This window comes from Pelorhabdus rhamnosifermentans, assembly GCF_018835585.1.
GTDB classification, from domain to species: Bacteria; Bacillota; Negativicutes; order UMGS1260; family UMGS1260; genus Pelorhabdus; species Pelorhabdus rhamnosifermentans.
In genome coordinates this window covers 60505-76383 of record NZ_JAHGVE010000005.1, presented here as the reverse complement: position 1 = coordinate 76383, position 15879 = coordinate 60505, and the positions used below count along the sequence as shown (strand labels likewise).

Genomic DNA, 15879 nt, shown 5'->3' with positions numbered 1-15879 from the left:
CAAAAGCTTGAAAAAGAAATGAGAGTAATGTTCTTCATATACAAGCCGGACTAGCCTGGAATAATCATCGATACATATCCATTGCTTCGCAAGCTTTTATTGATTTTATTAAAGATTTTCCTTTTGAATTTTAAGATATGATCCTGCAGGAAACTTCTAACAAATATAGAACGATTATCTATCATCATATCGAGGAGGTTATCACAAATGGCAAAGAAAATTCTTTTGCTTACTGGAGATTGTGCCGAAGATTATGAGGTTAAAGTTCCGCAACAGGCGCTTCAAATGCTTGGATACCAAGTAGATGTTGTTGTGCCGAACAAAAATGCAGGAGATACGATTCAGCTTGTTTCACACGATTTTATTGGACTAGACACCTATGTAGAACTGACGGGGCATCGGATTACCGTAGATATTGCTGCGAAAGATGCCAAAGAAGCTAATTATGTTGGCCTAGTTGTTCCTGGCGGACGTGCACCTGAGTATATTCGCATGTATGATGAAGCAGTAAAATTAGTGCAGAATTTCTTTGCTGCCGGGAAACCCGTTGCTGCTATTTGTCATGGTTCGCAGCTTTTGGCTCCAGCGAAAGTTCTGGCAGGAAAAACCGTTACTTCCTACCCAGCTTGCGCTGCTGAGTGTAGACTAGCTGGAGCCGAATGGAAGGATGAGCATGTAGTCGTAAGTGGTAATTTAGTAACAGCGCAAGCCTGGCCCGATCATCCTGGCTGGTTAAGGGCCTTTGTAGATTTGTTGGGAGCTAAAATTAGTATTTAAGCGATATAAGATGAACCCTGTCTTCCTATTTGGAAAACAGGGTTTTTTGGTGAAATTCATGGATACTGAGCTTATTGAGGGTCTGATTTTGATTTAATAATATCTGTTGCAGTAATTTCTGGATGATGGTATCTTTCTCTGCCACGAGTTCGCGATCCAAATTCAATACTTTGCTCAGGACAAAAATGGAAACAAGCTAAACATTCTTGACAATGGTGCCGCCAAATGGGCTTACCTCCGACTAAACGAATATTCGAAGCAGGGCAGACTTTTTCGCAGCAGCCGCAAGCTGTGCAAGTGTCGGCAACAGAAAATTTGCGGTCCGTCTTCGGTAATAGTCGTTTTTTCCAATACTGATTTATTTTGGAACAAGGAAACCAAAAATATTCGGTGGCAATAGCCTGTTCTTGCTTCGAAAGGACAGCAGCAATTTTTTGAATGGTCTTATCTGCTTTCGCTAAGAGCTTTTGTCTCCTCTCTAGCGAAGGAAGTGGAAATAGTGGTACGTAACTGGATATCATATCAACATAAAAACCGGCAGCTAATTTTTTATCTTTTTTCAGTAGTATTTTTCCCAATTCATGGAGACAACTGCCAAAATGATGATCGCCGCAAGTAACAATGGCAAAAATATAGTCTACAGATGTTAAGTCTAATTTATTAACAAATTCTTCGAGCATAGGGGGTAATCCGAAATAATGCATGGGAAAAATGAGTCCTATGTTCTGTGTTCTTGGCGTTACAGTTGTCTCGCGGTTTAATGCCGGTATGGCTGTCAGCTTGCTTCCGTCTATCATGGTGGCTATCGTTTTGGTTACATGAAGAGAGTTTCCTGTAGCTGAATAATAATACATGGTCAGTTCCATTTGATGACCCCTGCTTTCTATTTATTAAACAATTTATTTTTTGTTGGAAAGGGTTGATGTAATACTTGATGGTTAGGATGCTATTTGTTTACTTTTTCTAATTGGTTTAGTTGATAACATTATTTGATTTTTAAAGTAGGGATTCCTGCTTCAATTGCTATGTTTGGAGGAAATAGGTTGAAAGATAGAGAAGTAAAATTTGTAAAATCTTTGACTGGAGGATGAGGTACCATGGGAAAGGTTGTTATTATCGGAGCAGGAACGATTGGAACAAGCTGCGCTTTTTCAATGATTAACCAAGGTGTATGTAACGAAATATGTCTGATTGACATTAATGAGGAGCGTACACGTGGGGAAGTGATGGATTTATCGCATTGCATGGGATTTTCGAATAGTCGTAGCAAAGTCCGATTAGGTACCTACAAAGATTGCCGGGATGCTGATATTATCGTTATGACGGCAGCGGCTAAAACGCCGGCAGGGACGAAATCAAGGCTGGAGTTTTTCTCATCTGCTGTCAAGATTACGCAGAATGTGGTAAGTCAAGTGATGGAGAATGGATTTAACGGTATTTTTCTAGTTGCCGCGAATCCTGTAGATATTGTTACTTATTTGATCTGGAAAAAATCCGGTTTGCCACGGCAACAGATTATTGGTACAGGAACTTCGTTAGACAGTGCCAGACTAAAAACGATTCTGGCTCGGTATCTCAATGTTGCACCTGTGAGCATCCATGGTCTATGTATGGGAGAGCATGGTGATTCCCAAGTGATTGTCTGGTCGCATGTAACAGTTGGGGGAAAACCTTTACTGCAATTGCTTGTCGAGAATGACAAACTGAGGAAACAAGTCGATTTGGAAAAAATTTATCATGAGGTTGTTAGTGCGGGTCCGACTATTTTTTCCTTGAAAGGGTCAACATCTTTTGGTATTGGAATTGCTTTGGCCTATCTAGTTCGTTCGATTTTTAATGATGATGAGCAAGTCATTCCTCTATCTGTTATTTTAGCCGGTGAATATGGTTTGTATGATCTTGCTGTTGGCGTTCCCGCAGTGATTGGACGCCAAGGCATTGAACAAATTATTGAATTAAACCTTGAAGAACAAGAAAAACAACATTTTGATGATTCTTGCAAAGTTGTAAAGAATTATATAAAAATGCTAGATACTTTGTAGGGAGAGGATATTTTCAACTTTAAAATTCATTCAAACTTGGGACTTTCAGTTGGGAATTATGGACTTTAATGGAATTAATAAAAAAATAATGATATTGTAAAGATAGTATAATGTAGATTGATGTATCATGGTGTATAATATTTATTAGAAACTAAAATAAGTAATGTTATGTAAAAGATAATAGAAAAAAGTGAATATTTGAGGGCAAACTTCGCGAAAGCCAAGGACGCAAAACTCTGGGTCTAACGATATTTCTATGACAGCCAAGTTGCAAAATAAAAAATTCTATGAATTTTTTTGCATTTGGCTATTTTTTTTTGAGAGGAGTTTATTTCATGTGGCGTATGTTATTGCTGATATTCTCAATTTCATTTATGAATACTTGTGTACAAGCAGCTGAGCGGGACTTGCGCAGCCAGGAAGAGGACAGTGTAGCTATAGCCCGGACAGGACGTTACGATGAAGCGTTAGAACAATTAACGCGATTATCTAGTCAGGGACTTCCTGTTGCCCTTTGGGATGAAATTGTTGTACTGGGGTGGGCTGGCAGGCATGAACAGGCTACTACCTTATTTGAAAAAAATCCGGGTGAGAATTGGCCGGAATATGTTCGATTAAGTGTGGCTGGTTCTTATTATCGGTTGGAGCATTTTAAAATGGCTGCGCAGTTGTATCATGATGTAGCTAAGACAGGTAATAGTCAAGCTAAGCGTTGGGAAGCTGAAAGCCTGATGCGTTTAGGCGATAGGACAGCAGCGGATGACCTTTATTTACAGATTTTGGCAGAACATCCGCAAGATGCAGATGTTTATCTTAGCCGCGGAAATATGTATTTATTAGCGGGTGATATTGAGGCAGGTACTGCCGATTTGGAACGGGCCATGGATTTGGCAGTAGACAGTAAGGTGAAAAATCAAGTTGGGGCGCAGGTTGCTGCGTTATACATACAAAATGGTGACTATGGTAAAGGAATTACCTGTTTGAAACCAGCAATTGACAATGGTTCAGCTACGCCGTTTATGCAGGCCGACTATATTTTTGCTTTGCGGTTAAATGGTGATTATACGACAGCTATTAAAGAAGGACGCCGCTTGTGGCCTAAAACAGATTCCATTCCTGTTTACGGTATTCAAGCTTTGGCTGATTCCTATTTGCGTAGTGGCCAGTCCAAGTCAGCCATTACCCTTTATCGTAGTCTTCTGGAACGTCAGCAGGACGATGTGAATCGAAAGGATGTCCAAGGTGGTTTAGCTTTTGCTACCATGCTGGATGGGCAGGTTGCCGAGGGAAAAGTCTTGTACGACAATTTGCTAACAAAATATCCAGGGTTTGCACCTGTCGCTGCCGGCGATGCGGCGGCGTTTATGGAAAAAGGGCGCTACTGGACAGCTAAGGTTTTATTCCAGCTTGTTATTCATAAATTTCCTGATAACCGTATGTACAGGCAACAATTTGCTGGTTTACTTGCGAGTAAGGGAATGCCTCGTGAGGCAGCAGAAGAATACGCCGCTCTAGCTAAAATGCCCAATAGTCAGCCAAATGCAGGTGCAGGGCTTGCTGTGAACAGTTTAGAGGCTGGTGACTATCAATTGGCACGCCAAGGGGTAGGACAGTTAGCTAATCAATCCATTAGGAAGCCAATTGTGGGTCAGGCGGTGGAAAAGTTTGCCGAGCGTCCTCAAGGCCAAGGAATGATGAGTACGAGCGTCCAAAAAGATTATAAGGGAAACGACATCAAAGATTTTGGCATGAGTGGTGAGCAGAGGCTGACGGATCGGCTGCTTTTTACGATCGGTGCAGACACTAAAAAAATTGCTGATTTCGGTGCCGATACTCATTATAAAACCCTGTCGCCTGGGTTTCGTTATCAAGATGTGGGTCAGGCGCTAGAAGCTGCGGTGTATCATTATAGTGGCGATATTCATGCCAATGGCTATCATGCCGCCTATACTCACTATTTTGGTGATCAAGCCAATTTATCATTGAAATTAGATCGGTTGCCTGTCGATGAAGGGACAGCGATTGCGGCGGGTGTTTTTCAGACCAGCCAGCGGGTGGAATATAATAAATCATTGGGTAAAACGGATTCTTATTTGTTTGGACTTACTCGTTCTACTTATAATGATGGCAACCAGACATTTGGTTATGACGGTGAATGGGAACATACCTATTATGATCAAGAGGATACGGCTCGTAGTATGGCGGTATATTTTAGCCGCAATCGTTTTAAACAACAGATAATCAATGACCAGGTGACGCCTTATGAGAGTCCGGCTTTGCGGGAAAATTATGGCGTTTCCTGGCGGCAGCACTGGACGATTCCGAATGGTTATTGGGAGAATACGTTGAATTTTGAATGGTCTCGTGATCATCCCGAAAATTTTTCTTTTTCACCTTATGATCGGTTAGAATACGGTTATCGTTTGGCACAAAGAGCCTGGCTTACGTTCGGTGTTGAATATGGATTGCGGACTGTTCATGATGGTGGTGGTTTTTGGTTTGACCACCGGAGTTATGATATGAATTATCGCCTTGTTTGGTAAGGAGGGTCTTTATGAAAGAAAAAATGGTGACACGGCGCTGTTTTCTTCGGGGAGTAGGGATTGGTTTGGCAGCGTTAAGTGGTCTTTCATTGCAAAACGGCTATGCGATGACGTTATTGGCAGAAGATGAAAGTCAGAGCTTATCTGGTAAAGCTTCTTCTAAAGTCGTCATTCTTTGTTATCACGATGTAGGTAAATTAAAAACGGAGTATGCTATGACTCCCGAAAATTTAGACAGCCATTTTGCTTATTTACAGGCTCAAGGTTATCATCCCATCTCGCTTGAACAGTATATTGCTGCGAGCAAAGGAGAAGAGGGGCTGCCAGATAAGCCGGTATTGCTTTCATTCGATGATGGTTATCGATCTTTGTATACCGAGATCTTTCCATTACTGAAAAAATATAACTATCCGGCCATGATGGCGATTGTTACTAGTTGGCCGGACGGCTATACCAATGCGGAGTTAGGCCCGATCGTAACATGGGATCAGCTGAGGGAAATGGATCAATCAGGCCTCGTAGCTCTTGCTTCTCATTCACAGGATTCACACCGGTATCAAACAATTAATGCTTATGGTGATTCCAATCAGATGCTGGAATCCTTTAGCTACCGAAATGGCAGTTATGAAACAATCATGGAGTTTAAGGAACGAGTGAGTAGTGATTTCCATCAGAGTCAAGTGGCTTTTGTTAAGTATCTGGGGCATAAAGTGAAAGCCTTAGTATGGCCGTTTGGCTGTTATAACCAGTTTGCCCGCGAGATCGGGCAGCAAGAAGGATTTGAAGCATTTTTCGGTTTAGGTGATGGATTGAACAAGTTACCTGGGACTAATTCCTTATTAAATGCCAAGCGAGTCATTGTCATGAATAATCCGTCTGTCAATGACTTTGCTAAAATTTTGCAAAATGCTGGAGCGTCATTTATTGTCAATGCTGCACAGCTAGATATTGATATGATTTATGATGCGGATTCGGTACAGATGGAGCAAAACTTGAATCAGGCCATTAACCGATTTGGTGATTCTAAAATTAATGTAGTTTTTCTTCAAACCTTTAGTGATCCAGATGGTAAGGGCAATATTGAAAGTGTGTATTTTCATACCGATAAAGCACCGGTTAAAGCTGACGTATTCGGTCATGTAGCCAGTCGTCTAGGTGATGCAGGATTTCGCGTTTATGCCTGGCTGCCGACACTTAGCAATCAATGGCTCTTGAAAGAACATCCTGAAGCCGCGGTAGTGGCTGAACCGGCAAAAAATTTAGGCTGGTACAAGCGAGTTACACCGTTTAGTCCACTGATTTCTCAGGCTCTGTCCGAGTTGGTTGGCGATCTCATGGCCTATAGCAATCTTGATGGAATTTTGTTTCAAGATGATATGTATTTAAATGATTTTGAAGATTATTCACCAGCTGCTAAAAAGGCTTTCCTTGAAGTTACAGGACGAGAGTTAACGCCTGAGACACTAAAAGATAAGGAGCTTTGCAGTCAGTGGATGCATATGAAAACAGATGCTCTGACCAATCTGACGCTTCAACTGATCAAGACAGCTAAACAATATCATCCTTCCCTAAAAACAGCGCGCAATCTTTATCCCAGTTTGATTACCGAATCTTCTTCACAGGAGTGGTTTGCCCAAAACTATCAAGACTATTTACGGCACTATGACTATACAGTCGTTATGGCTTATCCTTATTTGGAAAAACAGTATGATCGGCCCATCGCTTGGTTGAAAGATTTGGCAAGTAAGGCCTTGTCTGATAAAGCCAATGTGAAGAAGGTTGTTTTTAAATTACAGACCTATGATTGGAACACGAACAAGTGGTTAAGTGCCACCGAACTGCGGCAACAGCAAGCTGCTTTACGAGACCAAGGGGCGCTTCATTTTGCTTATTATCCGGAAAATATTTTTGGCGAAGAGTAATGTGGAGAAAGGAATAATTCATGGAATTATTAGCCCGATTTATTGATTTAACGGAAGAATTTGTGTTTTATTATCCTTTAGCAATGAGTATAGTATGGATTGTTGGCGCACTTTTTTTCTTTTATCGTCGCGAAAGGCGTTTAGGCACCAAAGCGCCTAAGCTAACTCGTTATCCCATGGTATCTGTTATTGTTCCTGCTCATAATGAGCAAGAAGCTATCGCCAGTACAATTGAGAGCATTATGCAGTCCGATTATCCGAACTTTGAAGTGTTAGTCGTGGATGATGGCAGTAAAGATGATACGCCCCGTATTCTTCGCGAACTGGCTGTAAAATATGATAAGCTTCGGGTATTTATTCTGGAGAAAAACAGGGGGAAACCTTCTGCTTTGCACTATGGAACGCTAGCTAGTATTGGTGAGATTGTAATGACAATCGATGCCGATGCCTATGTAGATGTTGATGCTATGACCTGGCTAGTAAGCCATTTTGTTACAGGACCGCGAGTAGGAGCTGTAACAGGCAATCCACGGGTACGGAATCGTACTTCTTTATTAGCAAAAATTCAGGTGGGCGAATATTCTTCTATTATTGGTATGATTAAACGCACGCAGCGATTACTAGGTAAGGTACTGACTGTATCAGGGGTTATTGTGGCTTTTAGCAAACCGGCTCTTTATGATGTGGGATTATGGGATTTTGACATGATTACAGATGATATCAATATTACGTGGAAGCTAGAAAAAAAGTTCTGGGATATTCGTTATGAACCGAAGGCCTTGTGTTGGATTTTGGTGCCTGAATCTTTAAAAGGCATTTGGAATCAGCGGGTGCGCTGGGCTCAGGGTGGCGGCGAGGTTATCCGTCGTCATGTCGGTATCTGGACTGACTGGCGCCAGCGGCGCCTGTGGCCGGTCTATATGGAGTATGTATTTTCCGTTGTGTGGGCCTATGCTTATATTGGTTTGTTTGTTCTTTGGCTAGTTGGTTTGGTTTTCCCAATACCTGACAGTCATTTCCGGTTTTTGCCGGATTGGAAGGGATCTTTGCTTGTTTTCATTTGTTTGTTGCAATTTGGTGTATCCTTATTTATTGATAGTTATTATGAAAAAGGATTGTTCCGATGTATTTTCTGGGTCATTTGGTACCCTGTGGCCTACTGGCTGATTACGGCATTATGTACTGTATGGGCTACGCCTAAGGCTCTCACCCGCAAAATGGGGGGGCATGCAACATGGGTGAGTCCTGACAGAGGGATGCAACAGCATTTATAAACTGTCTTTATTTTGGGAGATGAATATCTTTGACGAGGGAAATGTCTGTTTCAACCAGACGTCGGCGACGTTCTTCTGGCAGTGCTTTTAAAATCAAGCTGCTATTGGGCGTGGGGTTTGTAGCTGTAGCTTTCTATATTCTTACTGCTGATTTCAGTCATTTAGATCGCTATTGGCTGCCTTGGGTTGCTGGGATGACAATAGCTAGCTATTTATTAGTTATTCTGTGGGAATTTGCTCGAATCATGCAAGCCCTGATGCGTTCTGTGCCAGTTTTCCACTTACCACGCATCCGTCTAAATTCTATTATCTCCCCTAGTAGTAGCTTATTAATCAACCGACCGAGATTGAAGGGCTTTGCTCAATATTCGCTGGAATTTTTTCTTTCTTTATCAGCTTGGTCCATTTTTCTTTATTTTTTTCAGCCGTTGTTTACAACCTTACTCTGGTTGGTCACAGGTCAATGGTTGTGGTGGTTTGCTTTTTCCGCAGAGGCTATTTATGGCACATTACATATGCTATTTTATGCCGGTATTTTTAGTGTCTTCATTTTTTTAATACTATTCGGCTGGGCAAAGTGGAATATTCATCATTATGGCGGACTGGATCGCCGTAAATTTCGTCCGCCTGTCCGGGATGCTGAGGTTGCCGTGCATTTTCATATTTCCGTACAGGAAGTACAAGCGGCGCAACAGGCTAAAATTGCTCTCGTTAATCCACTTCCAGAAGGACCCGTTTTTACGGTACAAATGAAAAAACACTAGAGCATACGGCTGAGGGGGGATTATTATGCGAAATCTTACAAAGTTTATACTATTGATCTATCTATTTTCATTACCGCTTGCAACGATTGAAGCTGCCGCGTATACAGTGCCTTTGTCTGTGTTAGGCTATTCCCAGGATCTTACTATCAAGGGTTCTAATACGGCTACTTCAGTCTTTTTTCCGTTGCCTAAAGCCAGTTTCCAGGCTGGTAGCAACATTAATCTATATCTGGAACCTTCTCCTTATCTCAATGATGGCAGCACTTTCTCGATTGCCTTAAATGATCAGACAGCTGTCAATCTTACTGCTGGTCAATTGAAAAAAAATTCTCAAATACAACTGCCTATACCAGCGAGTGCTGTAACTGCTCAGGGTGTTAATGTAACCATTCATACGGGCATGTTCGCGAGCGATGATCTTTGTGCGGACTATCGTAAAGGCTATTTGTTCTATACGTTACGTCAGCAATCGAATATGACAATGAATGTTATTCCACCATCGCCTCAAACGATTCCTGATTTTTTTGCCGGGCTATATCAAGGATTGGCAATTGTTTTACCTCAGTCACCTAGTAAAGAGGAAGTCAATGCCGCAATTTGGTTATTTGGTGTCTTACAAAAATCCTACTCCTACCAAAATATGAAGATCGTCATTGGTGAATCCCAGGGATTGCCGCCTAACACACCACAGCTTTTGGTGGCGGAGCGTAGTCATTTGCCGCAAAATGTGCAAAAACCAGTAGAAAATTTGTATTTGTCAGCTCCAGATAAACTAATAGTTACAGCAAGCAGTGGTGCAGAACTATTACAAGTTACCCGCCAGTTATTGACTATGCCTGCCTATGCCGCTTTGCCTGTTGCACAGTCGACCATTCAGAGCAGCAGTCAGGGTTCTGCTTTGTTGCAAGATCGCATCTATTTTGGCAATAGCACAGTTCAAGAAGGTATTTCAAATATAGTGATGGATTTTCCGCTCTATCCCGGACAATTAACTACCATACCGAAAAGTTTAGGCCTTCATTTGGAAGGACGTTATAGTCCATCTACAACGGCTGGGAAACCAACACGGTTAGATGTCTTTTTTAATCGTAATTTAATTCATAGTTCTGTTTTAGATGATTCCGGCGTACTCGCGAAAGATATTAATTTGCCTGATAATTTAAATCTTAAAGCCCGCAATGCCTTGTCAGTAAAAGTATCCTATTCTGAAAATATCTGTGATGTACGAGGAACTGCGGAAAATGCTCAAATACTTCCATCCAGTTATTATACAGGAATACGTTCTTTAGTCGGCGAACGTTTGACATGGGACAGTGCTGGACTTGTATTTAATCGAACGGGTATTCTTTTTTTGGAAGATAATCCTTCGACTGAAGCAATCAAAGCGGCTGCTCAAGCTATTTGTTTTTTGAATAGCCAGCTTCCACCGCATGAATTTGCTTGGCCGGAAATTCGATTTACATCAGAGTATGAAAAATCATTGACTGCCGATTATCTTGTGTTGGTAGGAAGTGAATCATTACCAGCAGAACTGACAAAAGGACTGCCCATTCAAGCAGGACAAACGGCGACTGTCTATCAGGGAAACGGACAGACAAGTCAATTTACCTATCAGGCAGGGACGGATGCTGTCATAGGTCAGATTGGACAGTATCAGGGTATTCCCTTATTGGCTTTTCAAAGTGTTCAATCACCCCAAAAATTGTCGGAAGCCATTTACTATTTGACAAAGTCATTGGTGAATTTAACTGCCACAGGCAATTTATACATTTATAGCGATAAGCCGATATTTTTGTCTACCTTGTCACCTAGTATTCCTGAAAAAATAGGTGTTACTCGTTTTCTGAGTATCCCTTGGAATCTTTTGGAACAAGCCTATCATTTAGCTGGCAGCTATTATCGATTCCTGTTCCTGGCAATTCTCATTATCGTGGCATTTGTCGCCTTTCGTTGGTTTATTCATTGCGGTGGCAAGGGAAAACATTGACTATGAAATGTTTTTATCGAAAAAAAGTAAGCGGGTTCATATCACTTTTATGTGATGCGAACCCGCGTACTTTTTTCGGCCATTTCTTTATTATTTTGACGCAATTAATTTGTCTTCTTTGATAATATGCTCCACAAGCCAATCTGTTACGAAATTCAATATGCCGATGAGGTACTGGTTTTGGCCGTCATCAATTTTAGTCAGGTCAATTTCATCCATTTTTTCTAAGAAATCATGGTGAGCAACTTTTTGCGATAGAAATTTTGCGTAGCCAATACTTTGCATATACTTTTCTTCCGCTTGAAAATGATAATGAGTATAATCCTGTAATTCGTTAATAATTTCGACAATGCTATGATACTTATCTGTGATTAAATCATTTTTTAACAGAGTATATATTCTGTTCGCTATTTCAAATAGCTTTTGATGCTGTTCATCAATGGATTGTATTCCCGTGCCATATTCATCTTTCCATAAGATCATAAAAAATAGCTCCTTTCAATATTATATTAAAAGGTTAATTCGAAATGAATCAATAAAATCCTTCTTGTTAATAACTATCTTTTAATAATATTTATCTAAACGTTGACATTTTCCTATATAGCAAGTATGATAAAGGAAAATAGAGGAAATATATATATAGGTAAGGAGGATTGTGTTATGGATAAATCATTTTTTAGTGCCGTGAAGGATAGAAGAACCTTTTATGGCATCAGTAAAGGTTTTGTTGTTTCAGATGAGCGTATTCAACAGATTGTGGAAGAGGCAGTGAAGTATACGCCATCAGCATTCAATTCTCAAAGTGCTAGAGTCGTGGTTCTGCTTGGAGACCAACATGATAAGTTATGGACAGCAACAAATAATGAGCTAAGGAAAATAGTTCCGGCTGAAAATTTTGCATCAACAGAAGGAAAGCTGAACTCTTTCCGCAGCGGTTATGGATCGATTCTTTTTTTTGAGGATTCAGCTGTCGTGGAAAATCTTGAAAAACAGTTTCCTCTTTATAAAAACAACTTTCCTATATGGTCTAATCAATCATCAGGTATGCTCCAATTCGTTGTATGGTCAGCTTTGGAACTAGAAGGTTTCGGTGTATCGTTGCAACATTATAATCCGCTTATTGATGAAGCAGTTAAGGAAACTTGGAATATTCCTGAACAATGGAAATTAATTGCGCAAATGCCTTTCGGTAAGCCAATAGCAGCACCGGAGGCCAAAAAATTCCAAGTGCTAAAGGAACACATCCGCATCTATAAATGATTTAGGTATATGTTTTGTTCTAAAAGCAAATAAGACTTTGCCGATTTTTATCTGGCAAGGTCTTATTTGCTTTTAGTAAATGTTGTGGTGAAATCAATAAAAGCTTTTGAAGCGTTTGACAGATATCTTTCACTGTTCCAGGCGATGCCGGCGCGGATAAGCAGTGGCTCAGTCAATGGACGGCTCAATATGTTTAATTTTTTTTCAACAATTGTATCAAGGAGAAAAGATATGCCTGCTCCTTGTTCCACCAGACCCAGAATAGTTTCGATTTGACTGGAAGAAAAGATAATTTGCGGGGTAAATTGATGTTTTAAGCATTGTTCTAAAATGAGTTGACGACTATAAGTGTCTTCTTTAAATAAAATAAAGCGTTCTTTGCTCAACTTCGAAAAGGAGATAGTAGATTGTTTTTCAAGCGAATGGTTGGTTGGCAAACAAACCAGAATTTGACCTGTCATAATACATGCTGTCTCTAAACGAGGTGGCATATTTGATAAAATCAGAATGCCCACATCAAGGTTTCCATTTTCTAGTTGGTTTCGAACAGCTAACGAACCTTGTTCGACAACTGTCATTTTTACCTGGGGATAGGCTTGTTGAAATTTTGTAAAGATGTAAGGAAATAAGGCTGCACCCACCGTTGGGGTAATGCCAATGCGAATCGATCCCTGTTGAAGAGTTCGATAATCTTTCATTTCTAATATAGAGTCATGCAAACGGGTCAGAATATCATCTACGCGCTGTAAATAAATCTGCCCTTCTGCTGTTAAGGTAAATTGTTTCTGGTTGCGATCAAATAGTGTAATACCCAGTTCTTCCTCAAGCTTTCGAATAGAGACCGTAACAGACGGCTGTGAAACATGTAAGTGACGGGCGGCTTTGGTGATACTGTGCAAGCGACTGACCATTTGGAAATATTCTAACTGTCGAATTTCCATATTACACCTGCCATTAGTATAGTTATAAACTATTATAGCATAGTTATTAAATATTTTTAATCTATAGTGAAAAGGGGTATAATGCAGATATAAAGATAAGATTCGACATTGCAGTAGGGCGGGGGTGAGTTACTTGGGTAATGCTTTAGAAAAATGGTCAGAGAATGCTGAAGCAGAAGTCATAAATAAGACAGTGAACAATAGCCAATGGTCAGATGGGGCTAAGCGGATAATCGAATGTAATGCAGTTATCTTATTGATGTTATGCTTGCTGTTTTTTTAATTATTATATCATTATGTTGAATAGATAAAGACTGACAGCGTTTGTTTTATGAAGTGTCAGTCTTATTTTTATTTACCAGTATAAATCTTTCATTAACATCATGTAATTTTAATATAATTAACAGGATTATTCGAAGACTGTCGGGAATTTTAGTTACAATGAAAAGAGTAGAAGGAGGTTATTATGGAAAAATCAAAAGTTTATTTTACTAATTTACGGACAACTTCCAGTATGAATTTACTACAGAAGTTAAATAGGCTGGTTAAAAAGGCAGGGATTGAGCAGATTGATTTTAAGGACAGAATAGCGGCCATTAAAATTCATTTTGGTGAACCCGGTAATCTTGCTTATCTCAGACCCAATTACGCTAAAGTAGTTGTAGATATAGTCAAGGAATTGGGTGGTAAGGTATTTCTTACTGACTGCAACACTTTGTATGTCGGTCGACGTAAGGATGCATTAGAACACCTAGATGCCGCTTATGAAAATGGCTATAATCCATTTACTACAGGTTGCCAGATTATTATTGGTGACGGTTTAAAGGGAACAGATGAGGCTTATGTTCCTGTGCCTTGTGGAGAATATGTAAAAGAAGCTAAAATTGGGCGTGCCGTGATGGATGCTGATATTGTTATTAGTTTGACACATTTTAAAGGCCACGAACTGACTGGCTTCGGGGGTGCCTTGAAAAATATTGGCATGGGTTGTGGTTCTAGAGCTGGAAAAATGGAAATGCATAGTGAAGGCAAGCCGCGCGTAGGCAAAAAAGTGTGTGTCGGCTGTGGGACTTGTATTAAGATTTGTGCACAAAGTGCTATTACTGTGACAGATAAGAAGGCTACGATTGATCATACGAAATGTGTCGGCTGCGGCCGTTGTATTGGTGTATGTCCTGTCAATGCCATTATTCCGGCTTGGGATGAGTCGAATGACATTGTCAATAAAAAAATAGCCGAGTATTCTTGGGCAGTGCTAAATAATCGACCGCATTTTCACATTAGTCTCATTGTTGATGTAGCACCGTTTTGCGACTGTCACGCTGAAAATGATGTTCCTATCATTCCTGATATAGGTATGCTGGCATCTTTTGATCCCGTTGCGTTGGATATGGCTTGTGTTGATCTGGCCAACAAGGCGCCGGTTATTTCCAACAGTTATTTAGCCGAACAGCTTACAAAAGCTGTTGATCATCCTGAGCACGATCATTTTTGTGCGACCCACCCGGAAACCAATTGGAAAGTCTGCTTAGATCATGCTGAAAAAATTGGTCTTGGTACCAAAAACTATGAGTTAATTGAAATGTAAGGTGTAATAAAGATTTATTTATTGCGAGTGCCTATCCCTTTTCAGGTGATAGGCACTTTTTTATGACTAAACTTGACTTTGGCGAGACATTTCCTGATTCGACTTTTGTTGGCTGAAGGATAAACGCTGGAAAGAATTTTCATGATGGTTGGGGTTGCGTGTTGTTTTGTTATGAGTTAAAATATTAAAGTATGCTTCTATTCGTCTTGTAATCAGAAGCAGGCTTGATTTGTAAGGGGTTCTTGCTAGCTGATATAAGTCTACGGCAGTGGTTTAGTCGAGACTCATCGTATTTTGTATGAGGAATTACTATGGAAAATAAAGATGATTTTTATATGGGTTTGGCAATAGAGCAAGCAAAGCAGGCTGGCGAAATCGGTGAAGTGCCGATTGGTGCTGTCATTATTATGCAGGATGAAATGATTGCTGCTGCTTATAATCGTCGTGAAACATGGCATGATGCGACAGCTCATGCTGAAGTTATTGCCATACGTGAGGCTTGTGCCAAATTAGGCTGCTGGCGTTTGACGGGTGCAACACTTTATGTTACTATAGAACCGTGTCCTATGTGCGCGGGCGCCTTGGTCATGAGTCGTATTGACCGTTTAGTATATGGTAGTGCCGACTATAAAGCAGGTGCTGTAGAATCATTATTTAATATTGTGCAGCATAAATCATTAAATCACCAATTGTTTGTTACAGCAGGTGTAAGGTCTGATGAGTGCAGTACATTGATGAAAGATTTTTTTCGGCAACGTCGTAAATAATCAAGTTCATATCA

Annotated in this window: 14 protein-coding genes and 1 riboswitch; of the genes, 11 read left to right on the top strand and 3 right to left on the bottom strand. The window is 40.4% G+C overall.

From position 1 onward, the window contains the following. The first annotated feature begins 207 nt into the window (after positions 1 to 207). Complete coding sequence (locus Ga0466249_RS07655; RefSeq protein WP_215828868.1) at positions 208 to 777, top strand: DJ-1/PfpI family protein; 570 nt, start codon at positions 208 to 210, stop codon at positions 775 to 777. Positions 778 to 848: 71 nt separating this feature from the next. On the opposite strand, the gene Ga0466249_RS07650 is transcribed toward Ga0466249_RS07655, so the two are convergent. Then, positions 849 to 1643 carry an EFR1 family ferrodoxin gene (locus tag Ga0466249_RS07650; RefSeq protein ID WP_215828867.1) on the bottom strand — a complete coding sequence of 265 codons (795 nt, stop codon included), beginning with the start codon at positions 1641 to 1643 and terminating at the stop codon, positions 849 to 851. Positions 1644 to 1874: 231 nt separating this feature from the next. Between Ga0466249_RS07650 and Ga0466249_RS07645 the strand changes: the two genes are divergently transcribed. The 6 genes from Ga0466249_RS07645 (at position 1875) to Ga0466249_RS07620 (ending at position 11309) form a co-directional block, all read left to right on the top strand. Then, positions 1875 to 2819: an L-lactate dehydrogenase gene (locus tag Ga0466249_RS07645; RefSeq protein ID WP_215828866.1), complete on the top strand. Its 945-nt coding sequence runs from the start codon at positions 1875 to 1877 to the stop codon at positions 2817 to 2819. Between the two features lie 193 nt (positions 2820 to 3012). Continuing rightward, positions 3013 to 3095, top strand: a riboswitch (cyclic di-GMP riboswitch). A 59-nt stretch (positions 3096 to 3154) separates the two neighbouring features. Beyond that, entirely contained in the window at positions 3155 to 5362 is a 2208-nt protein-coding gene (locus tag Ga0466249_RS07640) for a tetratricopeptide repeat protein (protein ID WP_215828865.1), read from the top strand. A gap of 11 nt (positions 5363 to 5373) precedes the next feature. Beyond that, the gene (gene pgaB / locus Ga0466249_RS07635) at positions 5374 to 7284 is read left to right on the top strand and encodes a poly-beta-1,6-N-acetyl-D-glucosamine N-deacetylase PgaB (RefSeq protein ID WP_215828864.1); all 1911 of its coding nucleotides are present in this window, start codon (positions 5374 to 5376) and stop codon (positions 7282 to 7284) included. A 20-nt stretch (positions 7285 to 7304) separates the two neighbouring features. Next, on the top strand, positions 7305 to 8558 hold the full coding sequence (gene pgaC / locus Ga0466249_RS07630) for a poly-beta-1,6-N-acetyl-D-glucosamine synthase (RefSeq protein WP_215828863.1): 1254 nt from the start codon (positions 7305 to 7307) through the stop codon (positions 8556 to 8558). A gap of 29 nt (positions 8559 to 8587) precedes the next feature. Beyond that, positions 8588 to 9322, top strand: a complete 735-nt coding sequence (pgaD, locus tag Ga0466249_RS07625) for a poly-beta-1,6-N-acetyl-D-glucosamine biosynthesis protein PgaD (protein WP_215828862.1) — start codon at positions 8588 to 8590, stop codon at positions 9320 to 9322. 25 nt (positions 9323 to 9347) lie between these two features. Further along, positions 9348 to 11309 carry a cellulose biosynthesis cyclic di-GMP-binding regulatory protein BcsB gene (locus Ga0466249_RS07620; RefSeq protein ID WP_215828861.1) on the top strand — a complete coding sequence of 654 codons (1962 nt, stop codon included), beginning with the start codon at positions 9348 to 9350 and terminating at the stop codon, positions 11307 to 11309. 90 nt (positions 11310 to 11399) lie between these two features. On the opposite strand, the gene Ga0466249_RS07615 is transcribed toward Ga0466249_RS07620, so the two are convergent. Beyond that, a complete protein-coding gene (locus Ga0466249_RS07615; RefSeq protein ID WP_215828860.1) occupies positions 11400 to 11792 on the bottom strand; it encodes a bacteriohemerythrin in 393 nt (130 codons plus the stop codon). Positions 11793 to 11969: 177 nt separating this feature from the next. Here Ga0466249_RS07615 and Ga0466249_RS07610 point away from each other — a divergent pair, with 177 nt between their 5' ends. After that, a complete protein-coding gene (locus Ga0466249_RS07610) occupies positions 11970 to 12569 on the top strand; it encodes a nitroreductase family protein (RefSeq protein WP_215828859.1) in 600 nt (199 codons plus the stop codon). Between the two features lie 62 nt (positions 12570 to 12631). Here the strand turns inward: Ga0466249_RS07610 and Ga0466249_RS07605 are convergent, their stop codons facing one another. After that, positions 12632 to 13510, bottom strand: a complete 879-nt coding sequence (locus Ga0466249_RS07605; protein WP_215828858.1) for a LysR family transcriptional regulator — start codon at positions 13508 to 13510, stop codon at positions 12632 to 12634. Between the two features lie 124 nt (positions 13511 to 13634). Here Ga0466249_RS07605 and Ga0466249_RS07600 point away from each other — a divergent pair, with 124 nt between their 5' ends. The 3 genes from Ga0466249_RS07600 to tadA all read left to right on the top strand — a co-directional run bounded on the left by Ga0466249_RS07600 (position 13635) and on the right by tadA (position 15865). Next, positions 13635 to 13793: a hypothetical protein gene (locus tag Ga0466249_RS07600; RefSeq protein WP_215828857.1), complete on the top strand. Its 159-nt coding sequence runs from the start codon at positions 13635 to 13637 to the stop codon at positions 13791 to 13793. A 183-nt stretch (positions 13794 to 13976) separates the two neighbouring features. Further along, complete coding sequence (locus Ga0466249_RS07595; RefSeq protein ID WP_215828856.1) at positions 13977 to 15098, top strand: DUF362 domain-containing protein; 1122 nt, start codon at positions 13977 to 13979, stop codon at positions 15096 to 15098. A gap of 311 nt (positions 15099 to 15409) precedes the next feature. Continuing rightward, the gene (gene tadA / locus Ga0466249_RS07590) at positions 15410 to 15865 is read left to right on the top strand and encodes a tRNA adenosine(34) deaminase TadA (protein WP_215828855.1); all 456 of its coding nucleotides are present in this window, start codon (positions 15410 to 15412) and stop codon (positions 15863 to 15865) included. The last annotated feature ends 14 nt before the right edge of the window (positions 15866 to 15879 follow it).

Bases quoted from the DNA above. Each gene is read 5' to 3' on its own strand.
- Ga0466249_RS07655 (WP_215828868.1), top strand. From the start codon at position 208: ATGGCAAAGAAAATTCTTTTGCTTACTGGAGATTGTGCCGAAGATTAT.
- Ga0466249_RS07650 (WP_215828867.1), bottom strand. From the start codon at position 1,643: ATGGAACTGACCATGTATTATTATTCAGCTACAGGAAACTCTCTTCAT.
- Ga0466249_RS07645 (WP_215828866.1), top strand. From the start codon at position 1,875: ATGGGAAAGGTTGTTATTATCGGAGCAGGAACGATTGGAACAAGCTGC.
- Ga0466249_RS07640 (WP_215828865.1), top strand. From the start codon at position 3,155: ATGTGGCGTATGTTATTGCTGATATTCTCAATTTCATTTATGAATACT.
- pgaB (WP_215828864.1), top strand. From the start codon at position 5,374: ATGAAAGAAAAAATGGTGACACGGCGCTGTTTTCTTCGGGGAGTAGGG.
- pgaC (WP_215828863.1), top strand. From the start codon at position 7,305: ATGGAATTATTAGCCCGATTTATTGATTTAACGGAAGAATTTGTGTTT.
- Ga0466249_RS07620 (WP_215828861.1), top strand. From the start codon at position 9,348: ATGCGAAATCTTACAAAGTTTATACTATTGATCTATCTATTTTCATTA.
- Ga0466249_RS07615 (WP_215828860.1), bottom strand. From the start codon at position 11,792: ATGATCTTATGGAAAGATGAATATGGCACGGGAATACAATCCATTGAT.
- Ga0466249_RS07610 (WP_215828859.1), top strand. From the start codon at position 11,970: ATGGATAAATCATTTTTTAGTGCCGTGAAGGATAGAAGAACCTTTTAT.
- Ga0466249_RS07605 (WP_215828858.1), bottom strand. From the start codon at position 13,510: ATGGAAATTCGACAGTTAGAATATTTCCAAATGGTCAGTCGCTTGCAC.
- Ga0466249_RS07595 (WP_215828856.1), top strand. From the start codon at position 13,977: ATGGAAAAATCAAAAGTTTATTTTACTAATTTACGGACAACTTCCAGT.
- tadA (WP_215828855.1), top strand. From the start codon at position 15,410: ATGGAAAATAAAGATGATTTTTATATGGGTTTGGCAATAGAGCAAGCA.